21 protein-coding genes and 1 riboswitch are annotated in these 25,719 nt (G+C 72.5%); of the genes, 14 read left to right on the top strand and 7 right to left on the bottom strand.

Going from position 1 to position 25,719, the window contains the following annotated elements; all coding sequences use genetic code 11:
* The first annotated feature begins 61 nt into the window (after positions 1-61).
* A complete protein-coding gene (locus OG417_RS13160; protein WP_329254874.1) occupies positions 62-1,210 on the top strand; it encodes a PucR family transcriptional regulator in 1,149 nt (382 codons plus the stop codon).
* Positions 1,211-1,222: 12 nt separating this feature from the next.
* On the opposite strand, the gene OG417_RS13155 is transcribed toward OG417_RS13160, so the two are convergent.
* Complete coding sequence (locus OG417_RS13155) at positions 1,223-2,449, bottom strand: cytochrome P450 (RefSeq protein ID WP_329254870.1); 1,227 nt, start codon at positions 2,447-2,449, stop codon at positions 1,223-1,225.
* Positions 2,391-2,840 (bottom strand): hypothetical protein, encoded by a 450-nt coding sequence (locus tag OG417_RS13150; protein WP_329254868.1) that lies wholly within the window; start codon positions 2,838-2,840, stop codon positions 2,391-2,393. The genes OG417_RS13155 and OG417_RS13150 overlap by 59 nt, the downstream gene beginning before the upstream one ends.
* 96 nt (positions 2,841-2,936) lie before the next feature.
* Between OG417_RS13150 and OG417_RS13145 the strand changes: the two genes are divergently transcribed.
* On the top strand, positions 2,937-3,539 hold the full coding sequence (locus OG417_RS13145) for a TetR/AcrR family transcriptional regulator (protein ID WP_329254865.1): 603 nt from the start codon (positions 2,937-2,939) through the stop codon (positions 3,537-3,539).
* Between the two features lie 28 nt (positions 3,540-3,567).
* Here the strand turns inward: OG417_RS13145 and OG417_RS13140 are convergent, their stop codons facing one another.
* Positions 3,568-4,449, bottom strand: a complete 882-nt coding sequence (locus OG417_RS13140) for an SGNH/GDSL hydrolase family protein (protein ID WP_329254862.1) — start codon at positions 4,447-4,449, stop codon at positions 3,568-3,570.
* Here OG417_RS13140 and OG417_RS13135 point away from each other — a divergent pair.
* The 3 genes from OG417_RS13135 to OG417_RS13125 are packed head-to-tail and all read left to right on the top strand — an operon-like array spanning position 4,430 to position 6,992.
* Positions 4,430-5,104, top strand: a complete 675-nt coding sequence (locus OG417_RS13135; RefSeq protein ID WP_329254859.1) for a response regulator transcription factor — start codon at positions 4,430-4,432, stop codon at positions 5,102-5,104. The genes OG417_RS13140 and OG417_RS13135 overlap by 20 nt on opposite strands.
* On the top strand, positions 5,101-6,513 hold the full coding sequence (locus tag OG417_RS13130; RefSeq protein ID WP_329254855.1) for a HAMP domain-containing sensor histidine kinase: 1,413 nt from the start codon (positions 5,101-5,103) through the stop codon (positions 6,511-6,513). The genes OG417_RS13135 and OG417_RS13130 overlap by 4 nt, the downstream gene beginning before the upstream one ends.
* Positions 6,510-6,992 (top strand): hypothetical protein, encoded by a 483-nt coding sequence (locus OG417_RS13125; RefSeq protein ID WP_329254852.1) that lies wholly within the window; start codon positions 6,510-6,512, stop codon positions 6,990-6,992. The genes OG417_RS13130 and OG417_RS13125 overlap by 4 nt, the downstream gene beginning before the upstream one ends.
* A gap of 31 nt (positions 6,993-7,023) precedes the next feature.
* On the opposite strand, the gene OG417_RS13120 is transcribed toward OG417_RS13125, so the two are convergent.
* Together OG417_RS13120 and OG417_RS13115 are read right to left on the bottom strand one after the other, a co-directional pair.
* The gene (locus tag OG417_RS13120) at positions 7,024-8,238 is read right to left on the bottom strand and encodes an acyltransferase family protein (protein WP_329254848.1); all 1,215 of its coding nucleotides are present in this window, start codon (positions 8,236-8,238) and stop codon (positions 7,024-7,026) included.
* A gap of 41 nt (positions 8,239-8,279) precedes the next feature.
* Positions 8,280-9,494 carry an FAD-dependent oxidoreductase gene (locus OG417_RS13115; protein ID WP_329254845.1) on the bottom strand — a complete coding sequence of 405 codons (1,215 nt, stop codon included), beginning with the start codon at positions 9,492-9,494 and terminating at the stop codon, positions 8,280-8,282.
* Between the two features lie 65 nt (positions 9,495-9,559).
* On the opposite strand from OG417_RS13115, the gene OG417_RS13110 reads away from it, so the two are divergent.
* The 3 genes from OG417_RS13110 to OG417_RS13100 all read left to right on the top strand — a co-directional run bounded on the left by OG417_RS13110 (position 9,560) and on the right by OG417_RS13100 (position 12,247).
* Positions 9,560-9,949, top strand: coding sequence for a TetR/AcrR family transcriptional regulator C-terminal domain-containing protein (locus OG417_RS13110; RefSeq protein WP_329254842.1), 390 nt, complete (start codon positions 9,560-9,562; stop codon positions 9,947-9,949).
* Between the two features lie 153 nt (positions 9,950-10,102).
* Positions 10,103-11,059 (top strand): NADP-dependent oxidoreductase, encoded by a 957-nt coding sequence (locus OG417_RS13105; RefSeq protein ID WP_329254839.1) that lies wholly within the window; start codon positions 10,103-10,105, stop codon positions 11,057-11,059.
* Between the two features lie 165 nt (positions 11,060-11,224).
* Positions 11,225-12,247, top strand: coding sequence for an LLM class flavin-dependent oxidoreductase (locus OG417_RS13100; RefSeq protein WP_329254836.1), 1,023 nt, complete (start codon positions 11,225-11,227; stop codon positions 12,245-12,247).
* On the opposite strand, the gene OG417_RS13095 is transcribed toward OG417_RS13100, so the two are convergent.
* Complete coding sequence (locus tag OG417_RS13095; protein ID WP_329254834.1) at positions 12,213-13,562, bottom strand: APC family permease; 1,350 nt, start codon at positions 13,560-13,562, stop codon at positions 12,213-12,215. The two genes, OG417_RS13100 and OG417_RS13095, sit on opposite strands and share 35 nt — an antisense overlap.
* Positions 13,563-13,673: 111 nt before the next feature.
* On the opposite strand from OG417_RS13095, the gene OG417_RS13090 reads away from it, so the two are divergent.
* Positions 13,674-14,147: an Lrp/AsnC family transcriptional regulator gene (locus tag OG417_RS13090; RefSeq protein ID WP_329254831.1), complete on the top strand. Its 474-nt coding sequence runs from the start codon at positions 13,674-13,676 to the stop codon at positions 14,145-14,147.
* A gap of 77 nt (positions 14,148-14,224) precedes the next feature.
* Positions 14,225-14,323: riboswitch (SAM riboswitch) on the top strand.
* 66 nt (positions 14,324-14,389) lie between these two features.
* Complete coding sequence (locus OG417_RS13085; RefSeq protein WP_329254828.1) at positions 14,390-15,043, top strand: GNAT family N-acetyltransferase; 654 nt, start codon at positions 14,390-14,392, stop codon at positions 15,041-15,043.
* 45 nt (positions 15,044-15,088) lie between these two features.
* Here OG417_RS13085 and pknB read toward each other — a convergent pair whose 3' ends face one another.
* Entirely contained in the window at positions 15,089-16,900 is a 1,812-nt protein-coding gene (pknB, locus tag OG417_RS13080) for a Stk1 family PASTA domain-containing Ser/Thr kinase (protein ID WP_329254827.1), read from the bottom strand.
* 131 nt (positions 16,901-17,031) lie between these two features.
* Here pknB and OG417_RS13075 point away from each other — a divergent pair, with 131 nt between their 5' ends.
* The 4 genes from OG417_RS13075 to OG417_RS13060 all read left to right on the top strand — a co-directional run bounded on the left by OG417_RS13075 (position 17,032) and on the right by OG417_RS13060 (position 25,655).
* Complete coding sequence (locus OG417_RS13075; RefSeq protein WP_329254823.1) at positions 17,032-18,009, top strand: L-threonylcarbamoyladenylate synthase; 978 nt, start codon at positions 17,032-17,034, stop codon at positions 18,007-18,009.
* An 86-nt stretch (positions 18,010-18,095) separates the two neighbouring features.
* The gene (locus OG417_RS13070; protein WP_329254820.1) at positions 18,096-18,680 is read left to right on the top strand and encodes a TetR/AcrR family transcriptional regulator; all 585 of its coding nucleotides are present in this window, start codon (positions 18,096-18,098) and stop codon (positions 18,678-18,680) included.
* 233 nt (positions 18,681-18,913) lie between these two features.
* Entirely contained in the window at positions 18,914-21,781 is a 2,868-nt protein-coding gene (locus OG417_RS13065) for a helix-turn-helix transcriptional regulator (protein WP_329262258.1), read from the top strand.
* A 130-nt stretch (positions 21,782-21,911) separates the two neighbouring features.
* Positions 21,912-25,655, top strand: a complete 3,744-nt coding sequence (locus OG417_RS13060; RefSeq protein WP_329254818.1) for a carboxypeptidase regulatory-like domain-containing protein — start codon at positions 21,912-21,914, stop codon at positions 25,653-25,655.
* Positions 25,656-25,719 lie beyond the last annotated feature (64 nt).

Genomic DNA, 25,719 nt, shown 5'->3' with positions numbered 1-25,719 from the left:
GCGCTGCCACCATCGACAGCGGTCACGACCCTGGCCGCCGCTCCTTGTACATTTGTATGAGATGAGCGACTACCAGGGCCTGGTGGACGAGGTCTCGGCCCTCCTCCAGGCGCCGGTCACCCTGGAGGACCGGGAGTTCACGCTCATCGCCTTCAGCTCCCACGACGACGACCTCGACCCGGTACGCACGCGCTCGATCCTGCGCCGCCGCTCCTCTCCGGCGGTACGCGCCTGGTTCGAGGGCTTCGGGATCGCGCGCGCGACCGGCCCGACCCGTACCCCCGCCGACCCCGCGGCAGGGGTCCGCGCGCGGCTGTGCGTGCCCGCCCGGCACGAGGGCGCCGTCTACGGCTACCTGTGGCTGCTGGACGACGGCACCGTCGATCCCGGCGATCCCCGCATGACCCGGGTGATGGCCCTGGCGACCCGGGCCGGAGAGCTGCTGGCCGCCGATACCTGGCAGAGAGAGGCCGCCCCGCGGGCGTTCGCGGCGCTGCTGTCGGGCTCGGCCACGGACCGCGCCGAGGCCGCCCGCACCCTCGGGGCGCTGCGGCACCCGGCGGCGGCGTCCGCGTCCGTCACCGTCGTCTGGGCGAGCCCCGCCCCGCCGTTCACCGTCGGCCGGATCCCGCACGACGTGCCGGCCCATCGGAGCCCGGGTGGCCTGGCACTCCTCGTGCCGCTCCCGGACGCCGCCGACACCGCAGCCGCTCGGGCGATCGCCACCGGGCTGCTCGAACCGGCCGCCGGCTCCCCCCGGACACTCGCGGGAGTGGGCGGCGCCAAGACGGACCTGTCCGATGTGCCCCGCTCATGGCAAGAGGCCCGGCTGGCCGTACGGGCGGCGCGCGCCGAACCCCGGCTGGGACCGGTGGCCTGCTGGGACGAGCTCGGCGCCTACCGGCTGATCGCCGCGCCCCCGATGGCGACCCCCGCGGCACCGCCCGCCGACCCCGCTCTGGTGCCGCTCCTGGACCCCGCGCGCGCCGACCTCCTGCACACGGCCGAGACCTACCTGGACCAGGCCGGGCACGCCCAGCGCACCGCCGAGGCCCTGTCGGTGCACCGGCAGACCCTGTACTACCGCCTGTCCAGGATCAAGGCACTGACCGGCCTCGACCTGGACTCCGGGGCCGACCGCCTCCTGCTGCACCTGGCCATCAAGACCTTCCGCCTGGCCACCGCCCCCGACGACCCGGCGAACGACTGACCGCCAGGCCGGTCACCCGGTCGACACCGGCAGGTACGACGGACCGCGCAGGTTGATGCGGCCGTTCCACCTCACCTCACCGTCCTGTGCCAGGCGCGGGAAGCGGGCGGTCATCCGTTCGAAGACGATGCCGGCCTCCATCCGCGCGAGGGACGCGCCGAGGCAGTGGTGCGGACCCGCGCCGAAGGACACGTGCTGGCGGGCGTTCTCGCGGTTCAGCCGCAGCTCTCCGGCGTCCGGCCCCCAGAAACGCTCGTCCCTGTTGGCCGAGGCGAGACTCGCCGTGACGAACGCGCCCGCAGGGATCTCGACGCCCCCGACCGTGACCGGTTCGACGGTGATACGCCGGCTCGCCTGCACCGGGCTGTCGTAGCGCAGCATCTCCTCCACGGCGTTCGCGACCAGACCGGGATCGTCGCGCAACAGCGCCGTCTGCCCGGGATCGCGCAGAAGGGCGAGCGTTCCGCCCCCGATGAGGCTCACCGTCGTCTCGTGGCCCGCGATGTACAGCAGCAGGGTCTGGGCGATGAGCTCGTCCTCGTCCAGCACGTCGCCCTCGTCCTCGGCGTTGATGAGGGCGGTGAGCAGGTCGTCCGCGGGGTTCTCCCGCTTCCACGCGATCATCTCCGCGGCGATGCCGCCGAGTTCGTGGTCGGCCGACACGATCGCCGAGACCAGGTCGGGGTCGGCGACCGGTTCGAGGGAACGCACGACGACGCCGGTCAGCTCCCGGATCCGCTCATGGTCGGAGGAGGGCGTGCCGAGCATCTTGGCGATCACCGCGAAGGGCAGCGGGAACGCGAGGGACTCGATGAGGTCGACGTGGCGGGCGCGGGCCATCGCGTCGAGCATTCCGTCGACCAGGTCGACGACCTGAGGCCGCAGCGCTCGTAGCGCACGGGGGGTGAACGCCTTCGAGACGAGCCGGCGCAGGCGGGTGTGGTCCGGCGGGTCCCGGTCCAGCATGGACCGTCCGTCGAACCGCGGCATCTGGTCGCCGTACGTGGCCTCCCGCATCTCTCGGAGAGGGTTGCCCTCGGCCACGTTGCGCTCCTCGACCGAGAGTCCGGCCCGCAGCAGCCACGAGACGTCCTCGTACCGGGTGAGCAGCCAGAACCCGAGGGGGTGCCGATGCACCGGCGCGTGCTCGCGCATCTCGGCGTAGTGCGGATACGGATCGTCAGTGAAGCCAGGCGCGAACGGGTCGAAGACGGGCTCGGTAGGCGGGCTTTCGGTCATGGCTGGGTCCCTTCTCCTCATACCGCGAGCGGCCGGACTGGGTTCGGTTTCGGGTTCGGGTGAGGTCGACGCCGGTGGCGGCGCGTACGGCCCGGTGGAGCCGGGCGGTGCCCTCCGCGACGGCGGGGTGGTCGGCGTACGCGTCCAGCAGGCGTTTCAGGTCCGGATGGATCTCGGCGACCTCGTCGAGGACCGCCACGACCGACGCCTCCGGGTCGGCGGGAGGCGCCTCGATCAAGGCGTCCAGCCGGGCCTCGGCGGTGGTGTGGAAACGCCGCTGGACGTCTCGCAGAAGGTCGTCGAGGCCGCCGAACTCCGTCTCGATCGCGGACCGCCACTCGGCGAGCGCCCCCGGCCCGTTCCTCGCGAAGTCCCCGGCGACATCGTGCACAAGCCGGTACCTGCGCCGAGCTTGCTCCCATCCGGCCACGGTGATCACCTACTCTTTGAATGTCACATACGCTGTGTATGTCATTAGACTCACCGTATGTCACCTGTCAAGAGCCGGCGCGAGGCCTACTCCGAAGCGACCAGGGCCGCGATCCTGGCCGAGGCGACCACGCTGTTCGCGGAGCGTGGGTACGCCGCGACGTCCCTGGAGCACGTCGCGTCGGCCACCCGGGTGACCCGTGGCGCCGTTTACCACCACTTCGCCGACAAGCAGGCGCTCTTCGAGGCCGTGCTCGACGCCCAGGAGAAGCAGGCGATCGACGAGATCGCCGCGGCGGCGACCGCGACGGATCCGTGGGATGCGGCACTGCTCGCCCTGGACGCCTTCCTGGACAAGTGCTGCGATCCGGCGTACGGCCGGCTGGTGTGGCAGGAGGGGCCGACCGCGCTGGGATGGAAGCGCTGGCGCGAATGCGAGGAGAAGTACGCCTACGGGCTCGTCGAACGGTTCGTTCACGCCCTCATCGACGCGGGCTACCTCGAAGGCCGGGCGGTCGAGACCACGATTCGCTTCTCGTTCTGGATCCTCGGCGGAGCCGGCCTGGCCCTGGCCGACGCCACCGACGAGGACAAGCCCCGCATACGCGACGAATGGTCCTACATCATCCGGCGGACCCTCAACGCCCTGCGGCTCAAGTAAGTCGTCGTCTCATGGGCCGGCACCACGGTCAGCAGCCCTTGAAGCGGTCGTCGGCGGACCAGCCGGTGTTGGCCCAGGCCCGCGGCGCCGCCGGGGTGAAGCCGGGGAACGACTTCGCCAGCCGGGTGAGCACCCAGTGGGTGAAGCGCGCGGCACCCTGCGGGCAGGTGTGGATGCCGTCGGTGCTGCGGTCGGCCTTGCCGTCCCTGACCCGCCGGTAGGTGCTCCCCCACACCGCGCGGGCGTCGAGCACACCGGCCTTCCCGGAGGACCCCGCCGCGACCGCGCGGGCGGCGTCCGGGGCGCGGTTCAGATCGGGCATGTGCGGCCGGTAGAAGTCGTCGGGCCTGATCGGCGGCGCGGTGACGAATACCAGCCTCGCGCCGGCCCCGCTCACCGTGGTCAGCAGCCTGCCGTACGCGGCCCGCTGCTCCTGCCGGCTGCCCCAGTCGTACGTGGTGAGCTGGTAGATCACCACGGTGGGCCGGGCGGAGGTGATCTGCCCGGGCAGCTTCGTCCAGTTCTTGTCGGAGAACGGTCCGACGACGTTCCCGCCGCCGTCGGCGGCGATCGACGCGAACTCGACACCACTGGCCTTGAAGGCGGCGGCCAGCGGCAGCGCCTCACCCGCGGCGATGGAGTCGCCGAGGAAGAGCACCTTGGACAGGCCCGAGCCGGAGGCGGAGGGGGCACCGGTCGCGGACGAGCGGCCGGAGCAGGCGGTGGTCAGCAGGATCAGGCCGGTCAGCCCGAGGATGAGGCTTCGTGTCTTGGTCATGGCCTCGACGGTGCCGCCGCCGTGTCCCGGCGCCTGCGCCGTCGTGTCGCGGTTGTGTCGCAGGAGAACGCCGCCGCCGTCGAACCGGCCCGGCCCCGCCCATACTGGACGGGTGCCGGCGATTCTGCTCATCGAGGACGATCCCCTGGTACGGCGCGGGCTCCAGCTCGCACTGTCCAGGCACGGCCACGACGTCCGCACCGCCGATACCGGCGAGGACGGTCTCGCTGAGCTGCGCTCGTCGATGCCGGACCTCGTGGTGCTCGACCTCATGCTGCCGGGCATCGACGGATTCGAGGTGTGCCGCCGGATCCGGGCGGCCGGCGAGATACCGGTGATCATCCTCACCGCACGGGGCGACGACTTCGACGTCGTCGGCGGCCTGGAGGCGGGCGCGGACGACTACGTCGTCAAGCCGGCCCGGCCCACCGTGCTCGACGCGCGGATCCGCGCCGTGCTGCGCCGCAGCACGGGCGCCTCCGACGGCGTACGGGTGCACCGCGACCTGCGCATCGACACCACCGCGCTGACGGTGTCGCTGCACGGCAGGCCGGTGACGCTGACGCCGACCGAGCTCCGGCTGCTGCTGACCCTGTCGCGGGCTCCGGGGCGGGTGTTCACCCGGCAGCGGCTGCTGGAGGAAGTGTGGGAGCACGACTACCTCGGTGACTCCCGGCTGGTCGACAACTGCGTGCAGCGGCTGCGGGCGAAGATCGAGGCCGATCCCGCGACTCCGGCGTACGTGCAGACCGTGCGCGGGTTCGGCTACCGGTTCGGACCGGTATGACCAGGCAGCTGTGGCCGCGCGGGCTGCGTGCCCGGCTGGTCGTCGCCTTCGTGCTGGTGACCGTGCTCGGTGCCACTGCGGCGGCCTGGTCGAGCGCCGGATCGGCGAGCACCGCGCTGGTCGCCTCGGCGCAGCGCCGGCTTACCGAGACCATCGCCGGGCAGATCCGCGCGATCACTCCCCAGCTGACCTATCCGCCGGACCAGGGCACCCTCGACCGGCTGCGCGCGGCCGTCGGCGCGAACACCCTGGTGACCTACCGGAACCTCAGGTCCGCGGATGGTACCGGCACCGGGCTGGTCACCGATGCGCTGCGCACCGCCGTACGCGCCCGGAACCGGCTGGTCACGCAGCGGATCACCGCCAAGGGCAGGCCCTGGCTGCTGGTCGGCGCGCCCATCATGATCACCGCGTCGGACGGCGCGCGCACTCCGTCCGGCATCGAGGTGTACGCCGTGCGCGACCTCAGCGGGGTCGAGCGGCAGGTGGACGGCCTCGCCAGGTCCGCGGCCGGCACCGCCGCGCTGGCGCTGCCGCTGGCGATGCTGCTGGCGCTGCTGGCCGCGGGCAGCGTGCTGCGCCCGGTGCGCGAGCTCCGCGACACCGCCCGCCGGCTGGCCGCCGGCGACCTCGATGCGCGGTCGCCGCCCCAGGGCGCCGACGAGCTGGCCGAACTCACCGTCACCATCAACGAGATGGCCGCGTCGGTGCAGGCGTCGATGGCGGCGATGCGGCGGATGCAGGCCGACGCCAGGAGGTTCGCCGCCGACGTCTCCCACGAGCTGCGGACCCCGCTGAGCACGCTGACGGCGGTCGTGGAGGTGCTGGCGACCGTGACCGATGAGATGGAGCCGGACGCACGCGAGTCCGCGCAGCTGGCGATCACCGAGACCCACCGGCTTGTCCGGCTCGTCGAGGACCTGATGGAGGTGTCCCGCTTCGACGCCGGCACCGTCCGGCTGCGGGTGGAGGAGGTCGACGTGGCCCGCGCCGTACGGGACTGCCTGCGTACCCGAGGCTGGCTGGACCGGGTCGGCCTGATGGCGCCGGAGGAGATCCTGCTGCGGGTGGACCGGCGCCGGCTGGACGTCATCGTGGCCAATCTGGTCGGGAACGCCTTGCGGCACGGCGAGCCGCCGGTGCGCGTCCGCGTCTCGGCGTCACGGGAGCAGGTGCGGATCGAGGTCACCGACGGCGGACCGGGGTTGCCCGAACGCGTGCTGCCGCACGTGTTCGACCGCTTCTACAAGGCCGACGCCGCTCGCACCCGTACCCCGGGCAGCGGGCTCGGGCTGGCGATCGCGCTGGAGAACGCCCGCCTGCACGGCGGCGACCTCACCGCGGGCAACGCCGACGGCGGCGGCGCGCGGTTCGTCCTGGAGCTGCCGCGGGATCTGGAGGACCGGTGAAGCGGATCTGGTGGGCGGCGGCGGTGCTGCTGCTGCTGGTCGCGGGCTGTGGAGTGCGCCCTTCCGGGGTGACCGACGGGGGCCGGGCCCCGACGGGCGTGGCGGCCGGGGTGACGCTGTACTTCGTCGACGCGCGAGGCGCGCTCCGGCCGCAGCCGCGGCGAACCGGCCACCTGGGCACGATCTCCGAGGCGATGTCGTTGCTGCTGTCGGCGGGGCCCCACGAATCGGGCCTGCACACGGAGCTCCCCCCGAACGCGACGACACAGGTCGTCGTGACCACCGCGCCGGGCCTCATCCGGCTCATGGTGCCCCTGTCGATTCACGAGGTGACCCCGCTGGGCATCGACCAGATCGTCTGCACGGCACTGGACGTCCACGTACGGAGCGGCGGGCCGCGGAGCACGAAGGTGCAGATCCGTTTCACCCTGACCACCTCGGAGTCGGCCAAGCGGCGGACCTGCCCGCTGTTCAGGTGACCCGCTGTTCAGGTGACCCGCTTTCGGGTGATCAGCCGAGCCTGCCGATGTCGACGGTGGGCGGGGCCGGAGCGGGCAGCGCCGACCACAGCAGGGCCAGCCCGACCATGACCGCCGCGAACGCGAGCACCCCGCTCCGCCCCCTGGCCCACGTGGCGCGGAACCGGATCGGGTCCTCGATCAGGTATTTCGACAGCGCGGCGAGACCGATCGACAGGGCGCACGCCGCCACCGTCCGGATCCAGCCGCGCTGCGGGGAGAGCAGCACGAAGACGGGCCAGTGCCACAGGTACAGGCTGTAGGAGATCAGTCCCAGCCACCGCAGCGACCGCCGGGCGAGGAGGGTGGCGACCGGCGTCCGCGGCTCTCGTACGCACAGCCCGATAAGCAGCGCGGCGGCCAGCGAGTGGGCGAAGAGCCCGCCGGTGAACAGCCAGGGCGAGTTCACCCCGTCGGCCAACGACCACACCGCGCCGATCCCGGCCGCCAGTGACACCGACGCGACCCCCGCCCACCGGCCGGCCGTACGGGCCGATGCGGCGGGCGCCGGCCGGGTGGCGACCACGGCGCCCAGCAACAGCGAGAACGCCCGCGTGTCGGTGCCGGTGTAGACCCGGGTCGGGTCCGGCGCGCCGGCGAGCGCGACCATCAGCACCAGCGAGACGGCCGAGGCGACGGCCGCGGTCACCGCGACGCGGCGGCCGGCCCGCCGCCCGCCCCGGGCGATGACCAGCACGAGCACCGGCCACACCAGGTAGAACTGCTCCTCGACCGCGATGCTCCACAGATGCTCGAACAGCCGGTCCGGCCCGAACCGGTCCCAGTAGGCGGCCGACTCCGCGAGCAGGTGCCAGTTGACCAGGTTCGCCTGCACCCACGGGCCGTCCGCGAGCGTGGTCCGCACCAGGTCCGGCGGTCCCACCGCCCAGACCAGCACCGTGACCACGGTGAGCATGGTGGCCAGCGCGGGCAGCAGCCGCCGGACCCGCCGGCCCCAGAAGGCGGCCAGCGAGACGGCGCCGGTCGCCTCGATCTCCCGCAGCAGCAGGCCGGTGATGAGGTAGCCGGACAGCGCGAAGAACAGGTCCACGCCGAGGAAGCCACCGGGCAGATGGCCGGTGTGGAACAACAGCACTCCGAGGATCGCGACACCCCGCAGCCCGTCCAGCGCGGGGAGGTGCGGCCTCCGCCCGGCGGTCTGCCTCGTGGTCGGCCTCGTGGCCGCGGCGGCCTGAACTCGCGTCATGCCGCCGACGGTGCCGGGCCCGTGTGGAGGTGCCGTCCGCGTCAGGTCGCAGTCTCGTCGCAGCGCGGCCGCCGGTTCCCGGTGTTGTTCACCGCCGCTGCCGAGATAGAGGCGGTGGCCTCCGGCCTCGTCGGTCCGCGCCGTCCTGCGGGAAGGAACTTCTCGAGCGCGGCGACGCTGTACCTGACGGCGGCCGCGCCGTACTCGATCATCTGGGTCTCGTAGTCGTCGATGGCGTCGCGGATCTCTCGTCGGCCTTGGACGACGTCGGTCAGGTTGCGCCGCAGGAGGTCCGCGTCGCGCAGTGCGGTGTTGGCGCCGTTGCCGCCGCTGGGCGACGTGGCGTGGACGGCGTCGCCGAGCAGCGTCACCGGGCCCGGCGGCCGGCGGCGTACCGGATGGACCACGCGGATCGCCAGCGAGGTGGTGTTGTCCTTATCGGCCCGGGCGATGAGCGCGCGCACGTCGGCGTGCCAGCCTTCGATCCTGTCCAGGACGGTCTCCTGCGCGCCCGCCGCGTCACCGGGGTGATCCGGTGGCAGCAGCATGACCCACCGGACGTAGTCGGCGATGGGCGGAAGCTCGATCCCGTGGGCCGCCGCCTCCGAAGCCGCCTCCGGTCGGCGGAATCGCATCAGGCCCAGCGCCAGGCTGACCTCGCCGTCGACGATCTGGGTACCGAAACCAGGCACCAGACGGGCGAAGCGGTCGCTCAGCGGCGTACGGCCGATTACGAACCGGACCCCGGTGTCGGTCGGCGTGAGCTCCGGGTCGAGCAGGCCGCGCACGGCGGAGTTGATCCCGTCCGCGCCCACCAGCAGATCGCCGGTCGCCGTCGTACCGTCCGCGAACAGCGCCTCGACCGTGCCGTCCGGGCGGTTCCGGTACCCGGTCAGCCGCTTGCCGGTGTGCAGGCGTTCCCCCAGCCCGGTCAGCAGGAGGTGGCGCAGCACGTGCCGGTCGGCGGCGGAGCCCTGGGCGGGCGGCCACTCGTCGATCAGGTTCAGCCGCGGGTCCAGCACCGATCGCGCCCCGGAGAGGTCGCCCATCGTGCCGTCCAGCAGGTCGTGCCACCGCTCGGGCAGGCACGCCCGCAGGGCGGCCTCGCCACCGGCGTCGATTCCGATCCGGTGGCCCTGGAAGCGGGCGGTGATGCCCGGGTCCTTCTCGTAGACGTCCACGGTGATCCCGGCTCGCCGCAGCCCCTGCGCCAGGCACAGCCCGCCGATCCCCGCGCCAACGACGATCACATGCATGGCCACCCCTCCGACCTCGCCGGATCGGCGCGCTGTACTGGCACTACAAGAACAGACAGGCACTCGTGGATGCCATCGCCGCCCGCATCCTCGAACCACTGACCCTGACGGAGCCGTCCACCGACGCCTGGGACGTCCGCCTGTTCCGGTTCGCACGCGCCTACCGCCGGGCCCTGCTGTCCCACACCGATGGCGCACGGGTCATCACGGCGATCTCCGGCCCGGGTCCGATGGGCCATGCCTTCATGGCGATACCGGTGAAGGCGCTGCGCGAGGCCGGCCTGCCGGCCACCGACGCGGCCGCCGCCGCCGACGTCCTCACCAGCTACGTCAACGGCTTCACCATCGAAGAACAGAACCGCAAACTCGGGCAGCCCGAACAGGACCGCGACCGCGGCTTCGAGTTCGGCCTCACCCTTCTCCTCGACGGCCTCCGTTCGAGGACCACCGCCTGAAGCTCTCGCGGTTGCGGGCCGCCTCCCCCGTGGCGCGCCCCTCTCCGGCAACGGCCAAACCGGATCGCGCTCCGTTTTCTGTTAGGGTCGTCCAGGTAACCGGAGCGTATTCCGGTTCGCTGCGTTCCCTCAATCCAAGGAGAGCAGGCGTCCATGCAGCAACAGAGCGATCAACCGTCGGCGGGCAAGGGCAGGGCGGTCCGGCTCGATTCGTTCGGCGGCCCCGAGGTCCTGGACATCCGGGAGATTCCCGCGCCGCAGGCCGGCCCGGGACAGGTCCGGGTGCGGGTCACCGCGGCCGGCCTGAACCCGATGGACTGGATCATGACCGCCGACGCGGACACCGCCGCCCGGTTCGGCTTGAGCCTCCCGGTCGGGTTCGGGACCGACTACGCGGGAGTGGTCGACCAGGTCGGTGACGGGGTGACCGGCTTCGCACCCGGCGACCGGGTGTTCGGGGGTGCCCTGTCCCGCGCGGTCGCCGACTTCGTGGTGGTCGACCCGGCCGGGGAGACCGCGGCGAACGAGGCCCACCACACGCCTGACGGCGTCGACGACCGCACCGCCGCCACCCTCACGATCGCGGGCCGCACGGCATCCGCCGCCCTCGCCGTGGTCGGCCCCGGCCCGGAGGACACGGTGCTGATCGGCGGTGCGGCGGGCGGGGTCGGGGTGTTCGCCGTCCAGCTGGCCCGGATCGCGGGAGCGCGCGTGATCGGGACAGGGTCGTCGGCATCGGCCGATCATCTGCGCGATCTCGGAGCCGAGCCGGTCGCCTACGGCGACGGCCTGGTCGACCGGGTCCGAGCCCTCGCTCCCGGCGGTGTCACCGCCGCCATCGACCTGCACGGGACGGAGACAGTGCACGCCGCAAGGAAACTCGGCGTCCCGGACGGCCGCATTTGCACCATCGCCGCGCAGGTCGACGGCGTGTCGACGGGCAACGGAGCGAACGCCGCGCCCGGTGCCCTGGAAGAGATCGCCCGCCTGGTCGCGGCGGGTCGACTGCGGGTGCCGATCGCGGCGAGCTTCCCGATCGAGCAGATCCGCCGCGCGGCCGAGCTCCAAGCCGGCCGGCACGTGCGCGGCAAGGTCGTCATCGACCTCTAGACCAAGTCCGTCGCGACGATGAACGCGATGTCATCGTCACTGATCAGGCGGGGACGGCCTCCCGCCCGCCAAGGCGCCAGGGCGGGATGCCCTTCGTCCCCGAACGACGTACGCTTCGGAGCCCGTGCCGGAATCAAACGTGTCCGCTACGCGCTGGGAGTTCCTGTGAAGAAGATTGGTTTCCTGTCCTTCGGGCACTGGACGCCGAGCCCGCAGTCGCGGACCCGGACCGCGAGTGACTTCCTGCACCAGTCCATCGACCTGGCGGTCGCGGCCGAAGAGCTCGGCCTGGACGGGGCGTACTTCCGGGTGCATCACTTCGCCCGCCAGGCGAGCAGCCCGTTCCCGCTGCTCGCCGCGATCGGGGCACGGACCTCGAAGATCGAGATCGGCACCGGCGTGATCGACATGCGGTACGAGAACCCGATGTACATGGCGGAGGACGCCGGCGCGGCCGACCTCATCGCGGACGGCCGGCTCCAGCTCGGCATCAGCCGCGGCTCCCCCGAACAGGTGATCGACGGCTGGCGCTACTTCGGCTACAGCCCCGCCGAAGGCGAAACGGACGCCGACATGGCCCGCCGGCACGCCGAAACGTTCCTCACGGTGATCGAGGGCGAGGGCTTCGCGCAGCCGAACCCGCGGCCGATGTTCCCCAACCCGCCCGGACTGCTACGGCTCGAACCGCACTCCGAGGGCCTGCGCGAGCGCATCTGGTGGGGTTCGGGATCGAACGCCACCGGCGTGTGGGCCGCCAAGCTCGGCATGAACCTCCAGAGCTCCACGCTCAAGGACGACGAGACCGGTGAACCGCTGCACGTCCAGCAGCGCAAGCAGATCGAAGCGTTCCGCGAGGCGTGGAAGGAGGCCGGCCACCGGCGGGAGCCCCGGGTGTCGGTGAGCCGCAGCATCTTCGCTCTCACGACCGACCTGGACCGCGCCTACTTCGGCCACGACCGCAACTCCCAGGACCAGATCGGCATGATCGACGAAACGACCAGAGCGATCTTCGGACGGTCGTACGCCGCCGAGCCCGACGTCCTGGTCAAGGAACTCGCCCAGGACGAAGCCGTCCAGGCCGCCGACACCCTGCTGCTGACCATCCCCAGCCAGCTCGGAGTCGACTACAACGTCCACCTGCTGGAGAACATCCTCACCCACGTGGCACCGGACCTCGGCTGGCGCTGAACGGGGCCGGCGGGGACGCGTAGGTCGGTTCGCGGCAGGTGGAGGCCGTGTCCCCGGCCCGGCGACCACGCGCTCTCGAGGTCGCCGGCACCGCCGCGACGGCGAGGACGGCGGGGACGAGAAGGTAGACCCCGCACGACAGCAGCACCAGGGCGGCGAAAACGGTCGCGGCTGCGGCGAGCGTACGGCCGCGGGGCAGCAGCCGGACGGCGGCGGCCATCCCCGCGACGGTGACGGCCGCGAGACACGCCGACGTCGCCCGCATCAACGTGTCCAGGCCGAGCCCGTACGGAACGGCGACCGCCGTGACCAGGCCGGTGAGCGCCGCCAGCAGCAGCAGGCTCCGATGTGGCACCCGTCCGGCCCCCGCTCCGCGGGCGAGCGGGGCGGGCAGCGCGCCGTCGCGGGCGAGCGCCGCGCCGAGTCGCGCACCGCCGGCGATGTAGGTGTTGACGGCGACGAAGCTCAGGACGACGGCCACCGCACCGGTGACCACCCGGGCCGTACCGCCGATGCCCTCCTGCAGGAGCAGGGCCAGCGGCACCGGCGAGGAGGCGGCCCGCTCCCCCAGCACTCCGGTCACGGTCACGGCCAGCCCGAGATAGAGGACGCCGACGATGAGCAGGGTCGACGCGGTCGCCCGGGGCAGCGAGCGCCGCGGGTCGGCGAACTCGGCGGACAGGTGGCTGGCCGCCTCCCATCCGGAGAAGGCGAAGAACAGCACGCCGGCCGCGTGCACCACGCCGAGGCCGCCGCGCGGGGCGAACGGCGTGAAGTTCGCCGGCCGCAGGCCCGGCCCGGCCGCGACGATCGCGGCCGTCAGCAGCAGGACCAGCGCGCCCACCAGGAGCAGCTGCACCCGCCCGGACACCCGCAGGCCTCCGTGGTTGGTGACGAACGCCCCCACCAGCAGTCCGATCGCGACCGTCACGGCCGCCGGGCGGCCCAGCCCGACGGCCGACGCGACATAGTCCCCGCCGATCAACGCGCCGGCGAGCACGCCCACCGGAACCGCGGCGAAGAACCACCAGCCCACGACCGCCGCCGTCCGCGGCCCGAACGCCCGCGCGGCGAACGCCGCCACTCCTCCGCCGTCGGGGAACCGGGCGCCCAGCGCCGCGAACGTGATCGCCACCGGGACGCTGAGGGCCAGCAACGCGGCCCAGGCCAGGATCGAGGCCGGCCCGGCGGCCACCGCCGCCAGGTGCGGCAGGGCCAGCACCCCGGGCCCGAGCACGGCCCCCACGAACAGCGCCGTGCCCTGGGCCGGACCGAGTCGGTGCCCAAGTGGATCCTCGATCGTACGTCCGCTCACCGTCGTCCCTGCCGTTCTATTGATCGATGGAGAGCCTCGAAGGTAGACAATCGACCGGCAGAACAACTGCCCTGGCGAACGCTCGGTCGAGATGAGTGCCAGAATCCAGCTGTGGACGAACGTGACGCCGAAATCGTGCGACTTCTTCAAACGGATGCCCGGCAGTCCTACCGCGAACTGGCCCGCAAGCTCGACATCGCGCCGTCGACCTGCATGGAACGCGTCCGTACGCTCACCCGCCGCGGAGTGATCCGCGGCTACCACGCCGACATCAGCCTGCCCGCGCTCAACCGGGGAGTGCAGGGCCTGGTGTCCGTCAAGCTGCGCGTCTCCAGCCGTACGGCCATCGACGCCTTCAAGGACTTCGCGTCACGGCTGCCCGAGGTGCTCAGCGTGTACGTCGTCTCCGGAGACGACGACTTCATCGTGCACGTCGCGGTCCAGGACCTCGACCATCTGCACGCGTTCCTGACCGACCGGGTCAGCACGCGCAAGGAGGTCGCCGGCTTCCGTACATCGGTGGTCTTCCAGCAGGTCCGCAATCCCGTACTGGAGCGCCTGGAAGACCCGGACATCGTCCCTTGAACCACTCGTCGACGGCGCCGGCGGTCCCTGTGGCGGGTTGACCGCCTACGACCGGGCAGGCATGATCGTGAGCCGGTAATTCATCCAGAGGATCCGAGGGACCTGGCCCTGTGACGGTCCGGCAACCTCCCGGCGGGAACCCGCGGGAAAGGTGCCAATGCCAGGAACGATGAAGGAGCGCTGATGAGCGAGCGAATCAAAGAACACGCGCGCCGGGTCTCTCCTCCGACGAAGGAGGACTCATGAGCGTGCGGCTCGATGTTCCCGCCCTTGCCGGTGATGTGGTGCGCCTGGAGCCACTGACGGTGCGGCACGCGCCGGATCTCGCGGAGGCGGTCGAGGAGGACCGGTCGTCCTACGATTTCACGCTGGTGCCCCGCGCCGATGAGATACCGGACTACGTGGCGGCCCAGCTCGCCCGCGACGGGCTGACCCCGTTCGCCCAGGTTCGGCTCGCCGACGGCAAGGCGGTGGGATGCACCGGCCTGTGGGATCCTCGCGGCTGGCCGGATCGGCCGGGCCTGCGAGCGATCGAGATCGGCTTCACCTGGCTGGCCGCCTCGGCGCAGGGCACCGGGATCAACGCCGAGGCGAAACTGTTGCTGCTGTCGTATGCGTTCGACGTTCTCGGCGTCACCCGCGTCGATCTGAAGACCGATGCCCGCAACCACCGCTGCCGCCGGGCCTTGGAGCGGCTCGGCATCCCCTTCGAGGGCGTGCTGCGCGCCTGGTCGATGTCATGGGCACGCGGCGAGGAGGGCAAGGTCCGCGACTCGGCCATGTTCGCGGTGGTCGCCGGCGAATGGCCCGCCGTCGAACCGGTACTGCGAGCCCGTCTCGCCGCCGCGATCTCCCGCTCACGGGCCGTACGAGATGCGGAGAACGATCTCGCGTAGCGCGGAGCCTCTCGGCGGACGTGCGGGCTCGTCGCCGGGCGGGGCCTACCCGTCGCCGCCGTCCTGGCCGTCGCCGTAGGAGCAGAAGGGGCCCCACTCGCACTGGCGCTGGTCGGTGAAGGTCACCTGGACGTCGTCGCCCCGGTTGACGGGCCGTCCCGCGGGAGGGTCCTGGCCGACCACGGTGTTCGGCTGCCGGCCGCCGTCCGGGGGCTGCTGCCGCCACTGCGCGTTCAGCCCCAGTGCGGCCAGCTTCCGCGCGGCCTGATCGGGGGTGAGGCCGCTCAGGTCCGGCATCGTCATGCCGCGGCTGACGACGACGGTGACGGGTTCGTCCGGGTTCTGCTTCTTCCCGGCCGCCGGTCTGGTCGTGATGACGTCGCCGCGCGGCACGGTGGCGCTGTCCTGCCGGAGCCGCCGGCCCGGCTGGAGTCCCGCCTGCCGCAGCCGCTGTTCCGCCTGGCCGAGTGGCTGGTTCCGGACGTCCGGCACGGCGACCGGCGGCCGGCCCGACGACAGCGTCAGAGTGAGCAGCGTGCCCGTCCTGACCTGCGTGCCGGCGCCCGGCTCGACCTGGGCGACCTTGTCCTTGGGCACGCTCGGGTCCTGGCGGAACGAACCGGCCTTGACCTTGAGACCGAGTCTTTCGGCCCGGAGACGCGCATCCGCCTCCGACAGGCCTACGAGTTGGGGCACGCGCGCGGTGCGTTCCGCCGTCTGGAACCACACGAAGCCCCCGAGCAGGAGCGCGACGACGACCGCGGCGGCGAACAGCCCGTACGTCCGTGGACGACGCCGCCACTTCCGCGAGGGCCCCTCGTGGTCGGGGATCACCATGGTGTGCGAACTCGGCGTCCGCGTCGTGCCGTCCCGGCCGGACGACGACACGTCCGGATGGGCGTGGAGGTTCTGCGTCACCCTCTCGGGCGGTGGCGCCTGCGTTCCGCCGGCGGCCGGGGACGGCCCCGGCGGCACCGGCACGGCGGACGCCGAGATCGCGTCGATGTCCGGCGGCAGCGACCGGAGGACCTCACCGGCCGCCGCGTGGAACCGGTCGGCGTCGGGCGGACGCCGTGCCGGATCGCGGTCGGTCGCCCCGGCCACCAGCGCGTCCAGCTGCGGCGGCAGTCCCGGGATCACGCTCGACGGCGGCGGCACCGTCTCGTTGACATGCCGGTACGCCACGGCCAGCGGGGTGCCCGCCTGGTACGGCTGGTATCCGGTCAGCAGCTCGAACAGCATGATCCCCGCGGCGTACACGTCGGTGCGAGCGTCCGCGTCGCCCGTCAGGACCTGCTCCGGCGCGAGGTAGGCCACCGTGCCGATGAGGATGCCCGTCTTGGTGTGCCTGCTCGCCGTCTCCGCTCGGGCCAGGCCGAAATCCGTCACCTTGACCTGCCCGTCCGCGGCCAGCAGGACGTTCTCCGGCTTGACGTCACGGTGGACCAGACCGACGCGGTGCGCGGCGCCCAGCGCGGCGAGTATCGGCCGCATGATCCGCAGCGCCGCGCGCGGCCCGAGCCGGCCCCGCTCGGTCAGCAGGTCACGCAGAGTGCGCCCGGCGACGTACTCCATCACGAGGAACACGCGCCCCTGATCGGTGCCCTGGTCGTACATCGCGACGACGTTCGGATGCGACAGCGCCGCGGCGTGCCTGGCCTCGTCGGCGAAGCGCCGTACGAAATCCTCATCGCCGGCCAGGTTGGCGTGCATCACCTTGAGCGCCACCGCACGGTCCAGCTTGGTGTCGTGACCGGCGTAGACCGTGGCCATGCCGCCACGGGCGACCCGGGACCCCACGACGTAGCGCCCGTCGAGCACGTGCCCGACGAGTGGATCCGCCCCTGCCATCTCCATCAGATGGAGTGTATGCGGGATTTGATGCGCTGACCTGCCGCTTTGCCGCTGGCATGCGCCCGCCCGCCGGTGCCCTCCCCCGAGACGCACCGACCGCCGCCGGTCCTCGAGGTGCACCTAGGATTACGAGGGTGACGGCGAGAACCAGTGACATCGAGAAGGCGGCCGAGGTGCTTCGCGCCGGAGGGCTGGCGGCCTTCCCGACCGAAACCGTCTACGGTCTGGGCGCCAACGCCGAGGATCCCGCCGCCGTCGCGCGCACCTTCCAGGTCAAGGGGCGCCCGCCCTCCCACCCGCTGATCGTCCACATCGGCGGCGCGGAGCACCTGGACGACTGGGTGCAGGACGTGCCGGCGACGGCGCGCCTGCTGGCCGAACGCTTCTGGCCCGGACCGCTCACGCTGGTTCTGCGGCGCGATCGCCGGGTGCCCCTGGAGGCGACGGGTGGCCTGGAGACGGTGGCGGTGCGCGTGCCGGACCACCCCGTCGCGCTGGCGCTGCTGTCGGCCTTCGGCGGCGGTGTCACGGCCCCGTCCGCCAACCGCTTCGGCTCGGTGAGTCCCACAACGGCGGACCACGTCCGTGCCGAACTCGGCGATGCCGTCGACTTCGTGCTGGACGGCGGCCCGTGCGAGGTCGGCGTCGAGTCGACCATCGTCGACGCCACCGGCGAGACCCTCAGTGTCCTCCGGCCCGGCGGGGTGACGCGCGAGGATCTCGAAACGGCGCTGGGGCGCCCGCTCGCGGTCCACTCGACGAGCCGGGTCCGGGTGCCGGGCCAGCATCCGTCGCACTACGCGCCCCGTGCGCGGGTCATCCTCGTCGAGCCCGAGAACGTCGTCGCCGAAGCACAGCGCGCGCAGGAGCTGGGGCGGCAGGTGGGCGTCTTCCTTCCCCCCTCCTTCGCCGACGCCCCGGTGAAGGCGCACGCCGTGGTGACGGTCCCCGGTTCGATGGCCGCCTACGCGCGCGGGCTGTACGGATTCCTGCGCGAACTCGACCAGGCGGGGTGCGACGTGATCATCGCCTCCCTGCCGGAGGAGCAGGGGCTCGGGCTCGCGATCGCCAACCGCCTCCGCCGCGCCGCCGGGCCCCGGCCCACCGACTGACCGGCACCGGCGCGCCGATCACGTCGAGACGGTCGGATAAATTGGATCGCGTTCCGTTTACTCCGTGAACGCACGATAAGTGGAGCGTGATCCGGTTGAAGGGTGCCGATCCGGCCGAGCTGCGAGCCGATGCCGCGCGCAACCGGGAAGCCCTGCTGGAGGCGGCCACCCGGACTTTCGCCGCGTCCGCCACGGAGCCGTCCATGCGGGCCATCGCGCGCGAGGCCGGCGTGGGAATCGCCACGCTCTACCGGCACTTCCCCACCAGGGAATCGCTGGTCGAGGCCGTCTATCAGGACCAGGTGCAGCGGCTCACCCAGGAAGCCGGGAAGCTGCTGCGGCGGCTCCCGCCGAGCGAGGCGATGCGAGCGTGGATGGACCTCTTCGGCGACTGGCTCATGACCAAGCACGGCATGATCGACACCCTGCGCGGCATGATCGACTCCGGCGAGATCGCGCACACTGAGACTCGCGACGAGCTGCTCGCGGCGATCACCGGCATCCTCGACGCCGGGAGCGCCGCAGGCGACCTGCGCCCCGATGTCGCCGCCGACGACATCGCAGCGAGCCTTATCGGCATATTCACCGTCACCGCCGGGCAGGGCGGGCGGACCGGGCGGCTCCTGGATCTCCTCCTGGACGGTCTCCGACCCCAGAGCCACCGGACCTAGAAGGCGCGGACGGGCCCTGGCACGCGCACGAGGACGACACCGATGCCTCGGCGGCCTCGCCACCCCTGAGCCCCTATTGACACCTATCGCACCAAACATGTGCCATGCGAAGATTTCCGGGCAGAACTTGTTGGCCGGCGGCGGTGCGAGGTCTGCTCTGGTACCGCGGAGGGTGAGGGTTGTCGGTGGCTCGGGTACAAGAGGCGCCTGTTCCCCTCGTACGTGTGCCGCGCATGGTGGGGCGCGACGCGGAGCTGGCGCGACTGCGCCGCGCGGTGGCGAGTCCGTCCGCGTTGGTGCTCGTCGACGGTGAGGCGGGAATCGGCAAGACCCGGCTGGTGCAGGAGGCCGTCGCCGAGCGGCGGCGGGTGCTCGTCGCGGTATGCCCCCCGTTCCAGGACGCGTCGACGCTCGGCCCGGTCGTGGACGCCATCCGCCAGACCGGTGTGACGGCCGCCGGACTGGGGCTGAGCGGGCTCGCCGGCGCGCTGCGGCCGCTGTTCCCGGACTGGGCGGACGAGCTGCCGGACCCGGTCGAACCGCTGCTGGACGCGGCCGCCACCCAGCACCGGCTGTTGCGCGCCCTGGCCGAGCTGCTCGACCGGCTCGGTGTCGAGCTGCTCGTCGTCGAGGACGCGCACTGGGCGGACGAGGCCACCCTCGAGTTGCTGCTGTTCCTCACCGCGCGGCAACCACCCGGCATCAGCGTGCTCGTGACCTACCGGCCGGAGGATGTGCCGGCCGGGTCGCTGCTGCGCCGGCTGTCCTCGCGGGCCCGCGGCATGTCGGGGCACCTGCGCCTGACGCTGAACCCCCTCGACACCGCCGACACCGCCGCGCTCGTGTCGTCGATGCTCGGCGGAGAGCACGTGTCGGCCGCGTTCGCGGAGTTCTTGCACACCCAGACCGACGGGTTGCCGCTCGCGATCGAGGAATCCGTGCGGCTCCTGCGGGACCGCGCCGACCTCGTCCGCGTGCACGAGGAGTGGACGCGGCGCAGTCTCGACGAGATCGCGGTACCGCCGACCATCCGCGACGCGGTGCTGGAGCGCATCGGCCGCCTCGACGAGCCGGCCCGTACGCTCCTGCACGCCGCCGCGGTGCTCGCGGAGCCCGCCGAGGAGGCGGTGCTTCGCGCGGTCGCCGACCTGCCGGAGCGGCAGTGCCGCGCCGGGATCGTCGACGCGATCGCGGGCGGCCTGCTCGTGGACGATGAGCGCGGCCGGTTGGCGTTCGCGCACGTCCTCGCCGCCCGGGCCATCTACGACGCGGTGCCCGGTCCGGTCCGCCGCATGCTGCACGGGCGGGCCGGGCGGGCCCTGGAGGCCGCAGGCCGGCCGTCCGCGTCGCGGCTGGCCCGCCACTTCCGGCAGGCCGGCGACACGAGCCGGTGGCACCGGTACGCCGAGCGGGCCGCGGACCTCGCGCTCTCCGTGGGCGACGACGCGGCCGCGGCCGGACATCTGCTCGACCTGCTCGGCGCGGACCTGCCCGCGGACGCGCTGATCCGCGTCGCAGGCAAGATGCCGACACTGGCGTCCAGCGGTTACCTGCGCAGCAGCGGCCTGGTCGAGGGGCTGCGCTCGATGCTCGACCGGGCCGCGCTCTCGAGGCGGCAGCGGGCCGAGATACGCGCCCAGCTCGGCGCGGCGCTCATCCGCGGCGGTGAGGCCGAGGCCGCCGTCGCCGAGCTGGAAAGCGCCGTCCCGGATCTCGGCCATGACCCCTTCCGGCAGGCCTACGCGATGACGGGCCTGGGCATGCCGTACAGCACGAATCGTCCGGCGAAGGAACACCGCCGCTGGTTCGACCGGGCCGCCGCCGTGGTGGCGGAGGCGTCGCTCCCGCAGCGGGAGGTTCTCGAATTCCAGGTCAGCCGGGCGACCGGCCTGCTGTCCCTCGGCGACCCCGAGGGATGGGCCGTCGCCGCCGGACTGCCCGACGGCGCGACCGCGCCGGGCGAGGTCGCTCCGCTCGCGCGGGCGGCGCTGAACATCGGGAACGCGTCCATGGACTGGGGCCGGTACGGCGAGGCGCGCGAGCACCTGGCCCGTGGTGCCCGGCTCGCCGAACACCACGGCTACGTGCGGCTGCACGACATGATCGCCGTGACCTCCGCGCACCTGGACTGGTTCACCGGCCGGTGGGACGGTCTCGCCGAGCGGGCCGCACGGCTCGCCGAACTCGACGGCGAGGCGGAGATCCAGCTGGACGCGCAGACGATCGCCGGGCTGCTCGACGCGGCCCGGGGGGATCGGTCGAGCGCGCGGGCCCGGCTGCGGTGGGTGCTGGGCGAGTCCGGCAGGCGCGGTTTGGTACGGGTCCCGCAGGAGCCGGCCGCGGGCCTGGCCCGGCTGTGCCTGGCCGAGCAGGACGCCGACGCCGCTCTACGCCTCACCGACGCACCGATGCGTCTGATCGCGGCCAAGGAGACGTGGCTCTGGGCCACCGAGCTCCTGCCGGTGCGGGTCGAGGCCCTCGTCGCCGCGGGACGGCCGGCGGAGGCCGCCGACCTCACCGCGGAGTACGAACGCGGCCTGCGGGACTGCGGGGCGCCGAGCGCGCACGCGGCGCTGGCCGACTGTCGCGGTCGGCTCGCCGAGGCGCACGGCGGGCCCGCGGCCGCCGTCGACGCGTACGCCCGGGCCGCCGAGGAATGGGACGCCCTGTCGCGGCCCTACGCGGCACTGCTCACCCGCGAGCGACAGGCGTCCTGCCTCGTGTCCGCCGGGCGGCGCGACGCCGGGCTGCAACTGCTGACCGAGGTCCTCCGGGGGCTGTCCCGGCTGGGTGCCACCGGCGACGCCGACCGGGTCGTCGAACGGCTGCGCGGCCACGGCGTCGCCGCGCGGCGCGTCTGGCGGGGCGGGCGCCGCGGCTACGGCAGCGAACTGTCACCGCGGGAACTCGAAGTGGTCCGGCTGCTGATGACGGGCCAGAGCAACAAGGCGATCGCGCAGGCGCTGTCCCGCTCGCCGAAGACCGTCGCCGCGCAGCTCAACTCCGCGATGCGCAAGCTCGGCGTTTCCTCGCGCACGGCACTGGCGGTCGCCGCCGCCCAGGCCGGCTTCGGGCCCGGCGAACTCCCGGCAGAACTTTAGGTCATCCGCCCAATAGCAAGCGCCGCGCACGGCTCCGATGATTGATCGGCCGGACGAGCCGGTCCGAGACGACGGCGTTTCCGGTCCGGAGCGCCGGCGTGACCACGAGCCGCCCTGATCGGGAGAATCCATGCGTCTGCGCAGACTCGTGACGTTGGCAGCCGCCCTCAGCCTTGGCATCGGCGTGCTCGCCGCGCCGGCACAGGCCGCGCCTCCGCCCACCGCCTCGCAAGCCGCCGAGCCGCTGCCCGGCATGCCTCAGCCTGACCACACCCCGGCCGCCTGCAACCGGGTGGACCTGCCCGCCGGCCATGCCCACTGCTTCCTGGAGGTCTACACCCCCAAGCAGGCGAAGATCGCCGCGAAGGCGGAAAAACCGCCGTCGACCGCGCTCACGCCCGAAGACATCCGGTCGGCGTACAACCTGCCCGACGGGGGGAAGGGGCAGACGGTCGCCATCGTCGACGCTTACGGCTACTCCGTCGCCGAGAGCGACCTCGCGGTGTTCCGGGCCGAGTACGGCCTGCCGGAGTGCAGCACGGCCAATGGCTGCTTCCGCAAAGTGGACCAGAACGGCGGCACCGACTATCCGGGAGACGACGCCGGCTGGGAGGCGGAGAGCGCGCTCGACCTCGACGCGGTCTCCGCGGTCTGCCCGCACTGCAACATCCTCCTGGTGGAGGCGAACTCCGCCTCCGTCAAGGACCTCAGTACGGCGGCGGACACCGCCGTCGCCCTGGGCGCCAAGTTCGTCTCCAACTCCTACGGCATCCCCGGTGAGGCCGACGGGGAGCAGGCCTACGACGACCGGTACGACCATCCCGGTGTCGTGGTGACCGCGTCCACCGGCGACACCGGCAACCTCAACAGCTGGCCGGCCGGCAACCCCAACGTCGTCGCGGTCGGCGGAACGAAGCTGGTCCGCGACACGTCCACCGATCGCGGCTGGAGCGAGAGCGCGTGGGCCGACGGCGGATCGGGCTGCTCGCCGTACGAACCACGCCCCGACTACCAGAGCCGCATCGAGACCAACTGTCCGAGCGGACGGGCGACCGCCGACATCGCGGCCGACGCCGACCCGAGCAGCGGGCTGGCCGTCTACCACTCCATCACGAGCGACGGCCACACCGGGTGGGTGCAGTACGGCGGCACCAGCCTGTCCGCCCCGCTGGTCGCCGCGATGTACGCCCTCGCCGGCACCCCGGCGACGGGCACCTACCCGGTGACCTACCCCTACTCCGCCGCCGGGTCGGCCGACCTGTTCGACGTCAGCCAGGGTGTCAACGGCACCTGCGGCAACGTGCTGTGCCAGGCCGGTCCCGGCTGGGACGGGCCGACCGGCCTCGGCAGCCCGAACGGCGTCAAGGGGCTGGCGTTCGGCCCGGCCGGCACCGTGACCGGCCACCTCACCGACCAGAGCGCCGGTAAGCCGGTCACCAATGGTGAGATCACCGCCCGCAACGACGACAACGGCAGGACCTACCACACCGGCGCCGACGGTCAGGGTGCGTACACGCTGGTGCTGCCGGCGGGGACGTACACCCTCACCGCCTCGGGCTTCGGCTACGCCAAGGCGACCAAGACCGGCGTGGTCGTGACGACCGGCCAGACGGTGACCGCCGACATCCCCATGAGGACGACGCCCAGTCGTACGGTGTCCGGGAAGATCACCGGGGACACCGACCACGCCTGGCCGCTCGCGGCGTCGATCACCATCGACGGCTACCCGGACGGCACGGTCAAGACCGACCCGTACACCGGCCGCTACACGGTCAAGCTCCCCCTCGACGCCGACTACACCTTCCACATCGCCGCCGACTACCCCGGATACACCACCAAGGTCCAGCGGGTCAGCGTCGGTGACAAGGACACCAGCGCGGACGCGGCCCTCGCGGTCGATCGCAAGCCCTGCACCGCCCCGGGATACGCCTACCCGGCCCGCGTCGACTTCGAGGGCTGGACCGGCACCACTCCTCAGGACGGCTGGACGGTGAGCGGATCCACCCCCGGCTGGGAGTTCACCGGCGACCCGGCCAACCTCACCGGGGCCACCGGCAACTTCGCCGGCGCGGCTCCGTTCGTCCACGACGGCACGGCACAGGACACCTACCTCACCTCGCCGAAGATCGACCTGTCCGGACAGAGCGCGCCACAGATCCAGTTCGACAACGCCTACGTGCCTTCGGACGACAGCACGGTGGGCGACGTCCAGCTCAGCCTGGACGGCGGCACGAACTGGACCACCGTCGGTCACCCCATCGCCGACTTCGCGGCACCGACGAGCATCGCGATCCCCCAGGCGGCGGGCCGGTCCGACGTCCGGGTGCGCTTCCACTACGCCGGTCGCGGTGTCTCCACCTGGCAGCTCGACAACGTCACCGTCGGTGCCTGTACCGCACGGCCGGGAGGACTGGTCAGCGGCACCGTCACCGACGCCAACACCGGCCGGCCGGTATCAGGCGCGACCGTCGACGGCTCCACGCCCAGCACGGCCGAAGGCTGGTTCTGGACCTTCGCCGGGACCGCCCGGAAGACTCGGCTGACCGCGTCGGCCGACCGCTACGCGTCCTCGACCGGCACGGTGAAGGTCGCTCCCGACGCGGTGACCCGCCACGACTGGTCTCTGCGGGCCGGACGGCTCTCGCTGAGCACGACCGCCGTCTCGGTCGACACCACCCTGGGACGCGCGGGCCGGACCCAGAAGGTCCGGCTCACCAACACCGGCGGCGCGCCCCTGCGGGTCTCGATCGGCGAGCACAGTGCGACGGCCGGAACCAGCGCGGTCCCGCAGGGCACCGCGTGGACGGAGATCCCGGAGTACCCGGTCCCGGTCATGAGCAACACGGTCGGCAGCTATCAGGGCAAGGTCTACTCGGTCGGCGGTGTGACACCGGGCAAGGCCCTCTCGGCCGGGTACGTCTACGACCCGGCGGCCGGCACGTGGAGCCCGATCGCCGACCTGCCTCAGCCCCTGTACAACGCCGCCGGGATCTTCCTCGACGGCACGATGTACGTCGTCGGCGGATCTCACAGCGCCACGCCGTCGTCCACGGTGTACGCGTACCACCCGGCGAGCGACCGCTGGACCCGGCTCGCCGACCTGCCGACCCCGGTCGACCGGGGGGCCGTCGCCGTGCTCGGTGAGCGGCTCTACGTCGTGGGCGGCTGCGTGGAGGACTGCAGCAAGGCGTCGTCGGCGGCGGTGTACCGCTACGACCCGCAGCGCGATCGCTGGGCACGCGTCGCCGACTACCCGATGTCCGTGGACGGTGAGGCCTGCGTCGGAGCCGGCGATCAGATCATCTGTGCCGGTGGGGTCAGCAAGGCCTCCGCGAGTGCGCCCTTCGTCGCGCACACCGAGACCTACGCCTACAGCCCACGCCGAAACACCTGGACCCGCCTCGCCGACATGCCCTACAGCGCCTATTACATGGCGTACGGCGGAGCCAACGGCAGGCTTCAGGTCGCCGGCGGTGTCAACGGCCAGGCCGCCACCGACCGGGCCGCGGAGTTCGACCCGGTCGCCGGCACCTGGCACGCGCTCCCCAGCATGCGCTACGCCGCGTACTACGTCGGCAGCAGCTGTGGGCTGTACAAGATCGGCGGGGTGGGGGGCGACGCGTCGCCGGTCGGCGAGGTGCTCCCCGGCTACGACTCGTGCGGCGGAGACGACGTGTCCTGGCTGAAGGAGAACCGCACCCAGCTCAGACTCGCACCGGGCCACTCGGCGACGTTGACGATCATGACCAACGCTCGTGTCAGCGTGCCGGGCCGCTACGCCGCCAGGCTGTCGCTGGACACGGATTCGCCCTACCAGCACGGCACGGTCGACGTCTCCATGAAGGTGACGGCACGCAGGTCCCAGGGGAGGTGACGGCGACCAAGCCGTGATGCGGCCTCCGGTCACGCGTGACGCGGCCGGAGGCCGCCGCCGTCCT

This window comes from Actinoallomurus sp. NBC_01490 (assembly GCF_036227085.1).
GTDB classification, from domain to species: Bacteria; Actinomycetota; Actinomycetes; order Streptosporangiales; family Streptosporangiaceae; genus Actinoallomurus; species Actinoallomurus oryzae.
This window is presented reverse-complemented; position numbering and strand designations above follow the sequence as displayed.